The sequence below is a fragment of the Caballeronia humi genome (assembly GCF_001544475.1).
Taxonomy (GTDB): domain Bacteria; phylum Pseudomonadota; class Gammaproteobacteria; order Burkholderiales; family Burkholderiaceae; genus Caballeronia; species Caballeronia humi.
The window spans coordinates 20,863-28,977 of record NZ_FCNW02000062.1 but is presented as its reverse complement, the minus strand read 5'-3'; the positions used below and the strand labels follow the sequence as shown (position 1 = coordinate 28,977).

The 8,115-nt window shown below is 63.6% G+C and carries 7 protein-coding genes and 1 pseudogene; 4 read left to right on the top strand and 4 right to left on the bottom strand.

Features of this window, described 5'->3' with window-relative positions:
* Positions 1–23 precede the first annotated feature (23 nt).
* The 4 genes from AWB65_RS30320 to AWB65_RS30305 all read right to left on the bottom strand — a co-directional run bounded on the left by AWB65_RS30320 (position 24) and on the right by AWB65_RS30305 (position 2,892).
* Complete coding sequence (locus AWB65_RS30320) at positions 24–1,307, bottom strand: efflux RND transporter periplasmic adaptor subunit (RefSeq protein ID WP_087670609.1); 1,284 nt, start codon at positions 1,305–1,307, stop codon at positions 24–26.
* A 79-nt stretch (positions 1,308–1,386) separates the two neighbouring features.
* Positions 1,387–1,785: a hypothetical protein gene (locus AWB65_RS30315; protein WP_200821830.1), complete on the bottom strand. Its 399-nt coding sequence runs from the start codon at positions 1,783–1,785 to the stop codon at positions 1,387–1,389.
* Positions 1,786–1,799: 14 nt separating this feature from the next.
* Positions 1,800–2,273, bottom strand: coding sequence for a YMGG-like glycine zipper-containing protein (locus AWB65_RS30310; protein ID WP_087670608.1), 474 nt, complete (start codon positions 2,271–2,273; stop codon positions 1,800–1,802).
* Positions 2,274–2,505: 232 nt separating this feature from the next.
* On the bottom strand, positions 2,506–2,892 hold the full coding sequence (locus AWB65_RS30305) for a response regulator transcription factor (RefSeq protein ID WP_087670607.1): 387 nt from the start codon (positions 2,890–2,892) through the stop codon (positions 2,506–2,508).
* A 429-nt stretch (positions 2,893–3,321) separates the two neighbouring features.
* On the opposite strand from AWB65_RS30305, the gene AWB65_RS30300 reads away from it, so the two are divergent.
* From AWB65_RS30300 to AWB65_RS30285, 4 genes and pseudogenes are all read left to right on the top strand, one after another.
* The gene (locus tag AWB65_RS30300; RefSeq protein WP_087670606.1) at positions 3,322–3,912 is read left to right on the top strand and encodes a BPSL1445 family SYLF domain-containing lipoprotein; all 591 of its coding nucleotides are present in this window, start codon (positions 3,322–3,324) and stop codon (positions 3,910–3,912) included.
* Between the two features lie 485 nt (positions 3,913–4,397).
* Positions 4,398–5,946: pseudogene (locus AWB65_RS30295) on the top strand (efflux transporter outer membrane subunit).
* Complete coding sequence (locus tag AWB65_RS30290; protein ID WP_087670605.1) at positions 5,939–7,066, top strand: HlyD family secretion protein; 1,128 nt, start codon at positions 5,939–5,941, stop codon at positions 7,064–7,066. Before AWB65_RS30295 ends, AWB65_RS30290 begins: the two are co-directional and overlap by 8 nt.
* Positions 7,056–8,114, top strand: a complete 1,059-nt coding sequence (locus tag AWB65_RS30285; protein ID WP_087670604.1) for a DUF2955 domain-containing protein — start codon at positions 7,056–7,058, stop codon at positions 8,112–8,114. Before AWB65_RS30290 ends, AWB65_RS30285 begins: the two co-directional genes overlap by 11 nt.
* The last annotated feature ends 1 nt before the right edge of the window (position 8,115 follow it).

Here is an 8,115-nt window from a genome sequence, read left to right as displayed (position 1 = left end):
AGATGTTCATTGGGCCCGTCCGCTCAGTGCGTCACGGCGTCATCGGACGAACGCCGCGCGAGACTTTGCGTTTCGCCGCCTTGCCGCTGCGGCTCGGCGGGAGCGGCGGCCGCAGCGGCGGGAGCGGACGCGGGCGCGGCCGGCGGCGCATCGGTGATCTTGAGCGGCGTGTCGGCTACCACGCGGATCGCGCCGTCGACCACGATCCGCTCGCCCGGCTGCAGGCCCTCGTTGATAAACCAGTCGTCGCCGTGCCACTCGCCCACTTCGACCACGCGCTGACGCGCCTTCGAGTCCTTGTCGACCACCCAGACGAAATGGCTCTTCGATCCCTGCAGCACCGCGCGCTGCGGGACGAGGATCGCATGCAGGCGCACCGCGCCGTAGACCCTCGCGCGCACGAACTGGCCGGGGCGCAGCGTCCCCTTCGGGTTGGGCAACGACGCTCGCACGAGGAAGGTGCCGGTCTGCGTGTTGAAGGCCGGATTCGTGAAATCGATCTTGCCGCGCGCCGGGAACACGGTACCGTCGGCGAGGATCACCGCGACCTCGAAGTCGCGGTTAGGCGGGAACTTGATGAGGCCCTTCGCTTCCTGATCGCGATACGACAGGATCTCGTTCTCCGAGATGCTGAAGTTCACCCACATTGGATCGAGCTGGTAGACGTAGGTGAGGAGGCCCGTCGCGCTCGCCGTAACGTAGCTGCCGTCCTGCTGGCGCGCGAAGCTCGACAGGCCCGTGAGCGGCGACTTGATCGTCGTGTAGCTGAGGTTGAGCTCGGCGGTGCGGACCTGTCCGCGTGCGGCGATCACCGCGGCTTCGGCTTCCTTGTCACTGCCGGTGGCATCGTCGAGATCCTTCTGGCTCAACGCGTTCTGCGCGACGAGCGGCACCACGCGCGCGAGATTTGCCTTCGCGACTGACAGCCGCGCCATCTGCTGCGAGAGCTCGCCGCGCGCTGACTGGAGCGTCGCTTCGAACGGCTTCGTGTCCATCAGGAAGAGCGTCTGTCCGGCCTTCACGAGCGAGCCCTCGGTGTAGACGCGCTTCTCCAGAAAGCCATCGACGCGTGCCCGGATCTCGACTTCGCGCGAGCTTTGCGTCTGCGCGGTGAACTCGTATTCGACCGGGGTATCGCGCTGCGTCACGGTCATCACCGTGACCTCGATCGCTGCGCGCGGCGCTGGGGCCGGTTTCTTGTCGCAGGCGGCAAGCAACGCGAGCGCCGCGCCTGCGCATGCGATGCGCAGCCAGGCGCGCGTGCGCCTCGCCTCCCCGTTCCCGATCCGCGAATGTGACATCAGCATGTGACACTCCCCGTTGCTAGCTCTGCAACCCGTTGCGGGCATTCACGCGTGATCGGCCACGTCACCGACTCGTTGACCGTTACTGCGGCGTGCAATAGCCGAAGACCACCAGAACCTCCTGGTTGTTGACGAGGGTCATCGACATCGAGCCATCTTGGTCGAGCACGACCGTCCATCCATAGCCGAGTTCGTTGCCCTGCATCAGCACCTGGTCCGCGGTCTTCTCGATAGACCGGATCTCCGTCGAGCGCTTCGGTCCGGCGATCGTCTTCTTCGCAAAGTTGACGTTCATGAACTGCGGTACGCCGAAACCCGCCGGAAGATCGCGCAGGCACACTTCGCCGGGGTCGCACGCGTGCGCATCCACGGTGGCGCAGATGAGCGCCTTGCTGCCGTCGAAGTCCGCGCCCGACGCCCACATCGCCGCGCCGAGTAACACCGTGGCAAGCGCAAGCCGCTTCAGTTCGGTCACCCTCATGGCTGCCTCTCGACTCATTGAACGGTGTACCCGCGGCCCGTCATGCAGGCGCCCACCGCGCGGTTAAACGTCACCATCGCTTGCGACGACTGCTGTTGACTCGCTTGCTGCTGCTCGCCAGAAGCCCGGTTCGCGCGGCGCTGCCGCGAGCCGCCTACGACGGTCCCCGTGACCGCGCCGATTGCGGCGCCCTTGCCCGCGTCGCCCGCGATCGCCCCGATGACCGCACCGCCCGCGGCGCCCCCGGCCGCGCCCCGCACCCGTCCGCCTTGCTGCTGGGCAGGGGCCGGCTGGCTGGAATGCTCCGCGATCGCGACCGGATCGACACCGGTGCTCTGCTTGGCCCACCCCTGGCACGACGCGAGATCGCTGCTCTGCTGCTGCGCGCTCTGGCCTTTGGCCGGATAGATGATGGGCTGCTGCGCGGCGGCGGCGAAGGCCAGCGCCCACGCGGCCAGCCCGACTGACATTTTCAGCATTCTTTGCATGGCTCACGCCTCCCGGCTGTTCGACTGCCAACCGCGCGCGCCCAATGCGCGACACACGCGACGCCCTTCTGACAACCTGCCGCATCGATCGGGTTTGCTGATCGTCCGGCCCTGCACGCCGGGACCGCTTCCCCGCATCTTCTCCATAGTGGTGGCTGAACGGCCGCACGGCTATTGGACTTTGGTCCCATAGCCACCTGCGCCGTGCCTGTGAGGGTGTCTGCGTGCGGTGTCATGGCCCGGCGTCGAGGTTGAGCACCGTGCGCACCGCCTTGATGAGGACTTCATCGTTGAAGGGCTTGCGCAGATAGGCCGCGGCGCCCGCCGCCAGCGCCTGCTGACGCACGCTGAGTTCGTCGTGGGCCGTGATGAAGATCACCGGGATGCCGCTGCCCGCGAGCCGCTGCTGAACTTCGAGGCCGTTGAGGCCCGGCATCTGCACGTCGAGCACGATGCAGGCTGGCCGGTAGGACGGAATCGACTCGAACATCTCCAGGAACTCGTCGCCCGTCTTGAACGTGTCAGCCGCCAGCCCCGCGGAACTCAGGAGCCGCTTGATGGCACGGCGCACCGATTCGTCGTCATCGACGAGTGCGATGAGCGGCTTGACTTGGCTCATAGCGAGTATTCCCCATGCAGAAACCTCAAGACGCAAACCGGTTCAAGGCTTGTTATCAGCTTATGGCAGGCAGCGGCGGGCGTACATTGGACCTTAGTCCAATATCCTTTCGTGGGAGATTGGTCCAAGCTCCTTCACAAGGTCGCGGGCTGAACTTCACCCCGATGACCGGCCATTGCTTCCCCGGCGGGTGAGTGGACCGCGAATAGCGGAATCATTGGTTCACCCGGGGTGACAGAGAGTCCGCGGCCGGCGAAGATTTGACGCCCACAGGTCCGCCGTCAAGTGCCAAAGGACGGACGTCCTTGAGCGTAACCGTAACGTGTCACGCACCCCGCTTTACAGTCGTCTTTTAGTACCAACCTGCTCGACTTCATACGAAGCGCCCCCGCTTCCATGAGGTCTTCCGAGTCCTCGATGGAGATAATGATGCAAAGACGAAACTTCATGCTCAAGTCGACGGCCGCACTGGCCCTCGGAGGACTCGCGCTTGCCGGTTGCACGACGACGTCAAACCAAGGCGCGCAGAAAACGGCTGGCGACTCGGATGAGCGCCGCTCCATCGATGCCGATGTCGACGCAACCATGCAGCGCCTTTATGCTACTGTTCGTGGCTCGCAAGAGCTCGTCGCGAAGTCACGCGGTGTGTTGGTGTTCCCCTCCGTCGTTCAAGCCGGATTCGTCGTGGGCGCGCAATACGGCAAAGGAGCACTGCGGGTGGGTGGAAGCACGGTCGGCTACTACAGCACGACCTCGGCCTCGTTCGGCCTGCAGGCTGGTGCGCAGTCGAAGGCGCTCATCTTCCTCTTCATGACGCAGGAAGCCCTCGACAAACTCCGCAACTCCGATGGCTGGGCCGCGGGCGTCGACGCGTCGGTTGCAGTTGTTAAGGTGGGCGCAAACGGCACGATCGACACCACTACGGCCACTGCACCGGTCGAGGCATTCGTCCTGACAAATGCTGGCCTGATGGCGGACGTGTCGCTGGCGGGCACAAAGGTGTCGCCTCTAAAGATCTGAGCGAAAGCGCGCTTGCGACAAAGCGGAATCGCGTGCAACACCATCAATGGCCTGCGGGGATGGCGCTGAGGGCGGTGACTTCTCTACATCGCAGAAATCAACCCGTTTAGTTTTAACGGATGCGTTCGCGATTGTAGTAAGTCCAATGTTTGATAGTGCACTGCAGCGTTTCGACTTCCAAAACGTGCTTCGATGGAAGGATTCTGATTTAAGCGGGCCGAAGAGGCTTCCCTATCGCCGCCCGTCGAGGCGGCTCCCTCAGCGACCACGGATCGCGGACCCGATCCGGGTCGGCGACTACGTTTTTTCGTGGCGAGAAAAAGTAAAACACGATATTAAAGAATAAACCCGGATGTTCCGCCACCGGCAGAGAAAGCATACTTGCGTGGACACTTGTCGCCCGTAGCATTAGCGCAGCGCGCTTCTATCTGATTCAGGCAGCTGCTGAACCGTTGGTGTAGGGCCCTTGACCGACCTCATAGCCAATGTCGCCCTTGATGCGTTCGCAGATATTGCTAATCGGGACTCTCTGCCTCAGCGGTTGCATACGCCTCGGGCCGGACTTCCAGCCGCAGCGTGAGCCTTGGACCGAACACTGGAGCAGCCGGGCTCTTCAACAGACCGTCGAAGAGCGCGCTCAACCGGACGCTCGACAGTGGTGGCAGGTCTTCGGCGACCCGATCCTCGAGCGTCTGATCGCCGAGGCCGATGTTCAAAATGCAGGCCTCAAGATTGCCGGCCTTCGAGTCATGGAGGCGCGCGCCCAACTGGGCATCGCGCAGAGTGGTCGTTACCCGCAAATGCAGGTGGCAAGCGCCGACGCCCTCTATCGAAACCGGAAGCAGTCTATTGAGGCGAACACTCACCCCAGCGGTTTCTGGCAATACAGTGCGGGATTCGACATTGGCTGGGAACTGGACTTCTGGGGAAGATTTAGCCGCGCCGGTCGAGTCGGCCGATGCCGCCTATTTCGCGGCTCAGGCCAACCATCAAGACGTTCTCGTACTGCTCCACGCCCAGTTGGCAGATAGTTACTTCGCCTTACGCACTACCGAGGCTCGCCTGCGCATCGCCCGCGATAATGCCCGGCTGCAGAAGCGCAGCTATGAGATCACCGAGCGGCTGTTCAAAAGCGGCGAGACCGATGAACTCGACTTGCAACAAGCCAGGACGCAGTATCTGGGAACCCTGAGCAGCCTCCCCGAATTCGAAAGCCAGATCTTACGTACACGCAATGCGCTGGCTATCCTGATCGGCCGCCCTCCCGACGCCCTGGCCGAAGTCCCGGCAGCAAAGGAAGCGGTGATCCCATTGATCGACCGCGCAATACTGCAGGACGTACCCGCCAACCTGCTGCTGCGTCGCCCGGACATACGTGCCGCAGAACTGCAGATCGCTGCCCAGTCGGCGCTTATCGGCGTGGCCGAAGCCGATCTCTATCCGTCGCTCACGCTGGTGGGCAGCATCGTCTGGTCCGCCAGTTCGCTGGCGGGCAGCGCGAGCGGCCTGGCCATGATCGGAGGTCCCAGCGTGCGCTGGAACGTGTTCGATCATGGCCGCTTGAAGAATAACGTCCGCGTACAGGACGCACGTCTGCAGCAGTTGATCGTCGCCTATCAGGACGACGTGCGCCAGGCGGCACGTGAAGCCGACGATGCAGCCACCGGCCTAACAAAGGCTCTTGAGCGCGACGCCATCCTTCGCGATGCTGCGCTCGCCGCCAGGCGTTCGCTGACGCTCGCCAACGCGCTCTACCGCGAAGGCTACTCGGACTTTCAGCGGGTGCTGGACGCCCAGCGTGCGTTATCCACCCAGCAGGACACCTACGTCGTCAACCGCGGTAATGCCGTGAGTGACCTGATTGCCTTGTATAAGGCACTGGGCGGCGGCTGGTACACCGAACAGCCGCTGGTCGATGCGGCAACCCGTCAGCAAATGCAGCAACGCACCGACTGGGGTGATCTGCTGAGCGAGCCCAGCCGCCCGTCTGCCGGTGCCACCCTCCCCGCAACGAAGGTACGTTCCGATGAGTGACACGCCCCGGCCCCCAGCCGCGCCCCCGCCGATCGCGCCTGCGCCTGCCGCCGACCCATCAAGGAACGGTATCAGGTGGGTGATCCTGTTGATTGTGCTGAGTCTCGTGTGGTATCTGTTCGCTGACCGCTTCACCCCTTATACACAACAGGCACGGGTGGAAGCTTTCGTCATTCCCGTGGCATCGGAAGTGTCGGGACGCGTCGCGAAGGTGTATGTGCGCAACAACCAGGATGTGAGGGCGGGAACGGTTCTATTCGAGGTCGACCCGGAGCACTACAGGATCGCAGTCGAGCGCGCGCGAGCCGACCTCGAATCGACTCGCCGGCAGATCGGTGCCGGCACGGCGGGCATCGAATCGGCGCGGGCTTCGTTGCGTGCCGCGCAGGCCAACGAAGTCAAGGCGCGCCAGGATAGTGGCCGTCTCGAACGCCTGTATCGCGAAGACGAGGGTACGATTTCGCTGCGCCGCCTCGAAGTCGCGCGTGCCACCCTTGAACAGGCCATCAGCCAGGTTGCCGCGGCGCGGGCCGAAGTGCAACGCGCTCGCGAACAGGAAGGCGGGAGCGAAGACGAAAACGCCAAGCTGCGCAGCGCCGCCACCGCCCTCGAGAAGGCCGAACTCGACCTGAACAATACCCGCGTGCGCGCACGCTCCGCCGGTCTTGTCACCGATCTGCGCACCGATGTCGGCCAGTTTGCTGCCGCCGGCAGCCCAGTCATGACGCTGATTGCCATCCACGACGTGTGGATCAGCGCGGAGATGACAGAGAACAATCTGGGTCTTGTCGAGTCGGGCACGCCGGTAGCCATTGTCCTGGATGCCCTGCCGGGAAAAATCTTGGAAGGCCGCGTGCGCAGCGTAGGTTATGGCGTCAACGTCGGTCCGAGCACACCTCCAGGCAGTTTGCCGACGGTTCAGAACAGTCGCGACTGGCTGCGCCCTGCCCAACGCTTTCCGGTCATCGTCGAGATCAACCCGGGAGAATTGAAGACCCTGCGCGGCGTGCGTGCGGGCGGTCAGGCCGAGGTCATGGCGTTCCCGAGCCAGGGCAATCTTCTCAATCCGCTCGGCCGACTGTACCTGCGGCTGATGAGCTGGCTGTCCTATGTCTACTGAGGCCGCCATCCCCGCTCGATGCGATCCGCGCGGTCAGCGTGCGCTGCGCCTGGCGATCGGCACGGCGCTGTGCCTCGCCATCAGTTTTGGCCTTGAACTGCCAATCCCCATGGTCGCTCCGGTACTCGCCGTGTTTCTGTTTGCCACGTTCAACCGACCGCTGTCGTTCAAGGCGGGGCTGGGTTTGACACTGGTGGTGATGTTCACCACGGGCAGCGGCCTGATGCTCATTCCGTTGCTGCGTCATTACCCTTTCAGCGGCGTGCTGATGATCAGCGTGGGCCTCTTCCTGGCCTTCCGCTATGGCTTGCGCGGCGGCAACAATCTTCTCTCCACCTTCCTTGTGGTTGGCCTGACGATGATCTCCGCTGCGGGCACGGCCGATTTCGGGCTCGCCGTCATGGTGATCGGCGCCCTGGTCAAGGGACTGCTCGTCGCCGTATGGGTGCTGACCGTCTGCCACTGGTTGTTTCCCGAACCTGCAGGCACACACGTGCCGCCTGCCGCCACGGTGCTGCCGCATAATGAAGCGAGCCGGATGGCGCTACGCGCAGCCTTGGTAGTGTTACCGGCCTTCCTGCTGGCACTGAGCGATCCTGCGGGCTACCTCCCGATCATCATGAAGTCAGTCAGTCTTGGTCGACAAAGCTGTACTGCCGCGGCTCGCGGCGCGGCTCGCGAGTTGCTCGGATCGACGCTGCTTGGCGGGGCGCTTGCGATCGTCTTCTGGTGTGCGCTCAGTCTGTTCGTGAACCTTTGGATGTTCTTCCTATGGATGCTGTTGTTCGGCCTGCTGGCCGCGCGCAAGCTCTATCGACTCAGCCCAACACGACACCCGCCCAGCTTTTGGCTAAACACCCTCGTGACGCTGATCATTCTGCTTGGTCAATCCGTTCAAGACAGCGCCGCAGGCAAGGACGTCTATACGGCATTCGCTGTGCGCATGGCGCTCTTTCTCGCCGTTACGCTGTATGCCTGCCTGATGCTGCAGCTTCTCGATTCACCACGCCGCGCACCGCCGCAGCCCCGGGCGCTCAAGTCGCCATAAA

What these genes read in the sequence shown, in the direction of transcription:
- AWB65_RS30320 (WP_087670609.1), bottom strand. Translation starts at nt 1,307, where the DNA reads ATGCTGATGTCACATTCGCGGATCGGGAACGGGGAGGCGAGGCGCACG.
- AWB65_RS30315 (WP_200821830.1), bottom strand. Translation starts at nt 1,785, where the DNA reads ATGAGGGTGACCGAACTGAAGCGGCTTGCGCTTGCCACGGTGTTACTC.
- AWB65_RS30310 (WP_087670608.1), bottom strand. Translation starts at nt 2,273, where the DNA reads ATGCAAAGAATGCTGAAAATGTCAGTCGGGCTGGCCGCGTGGGCGCTG.
- AWB65_RS30305 (WP_087670607.1), bottom strand. Translation starts at nt 2,892, where the DNA reads ATGAGCCAAGTCAAGCCGCTCATCGCACTCGTCGATGACGACGAATCG.
- AWB65_RS30300 (WP_087670606.1), top strand. Translation starts at nt 3,322, where the DNA reads ATGCAAAGACGAAACTTCATGCTCAAGTCGACGGCCGCACTGGCCCTC.
- AWB65_RS30290 (WP_087670605.1), top strand. Translation starts at nt 5,939, where the DNA reads ATGAGTGACACGCCCCGGCCCCCAGCCGCGCCCCCGCCGATCGCGCCT.
- AWB65_RS30285 (WP_087670604.1), top strand. Translation starts at nt 7,056, where the DNA reads ATGTCTACTGAGGCCGCCATCCCCGCTCGATGCGATCCGCGCGGTCAG.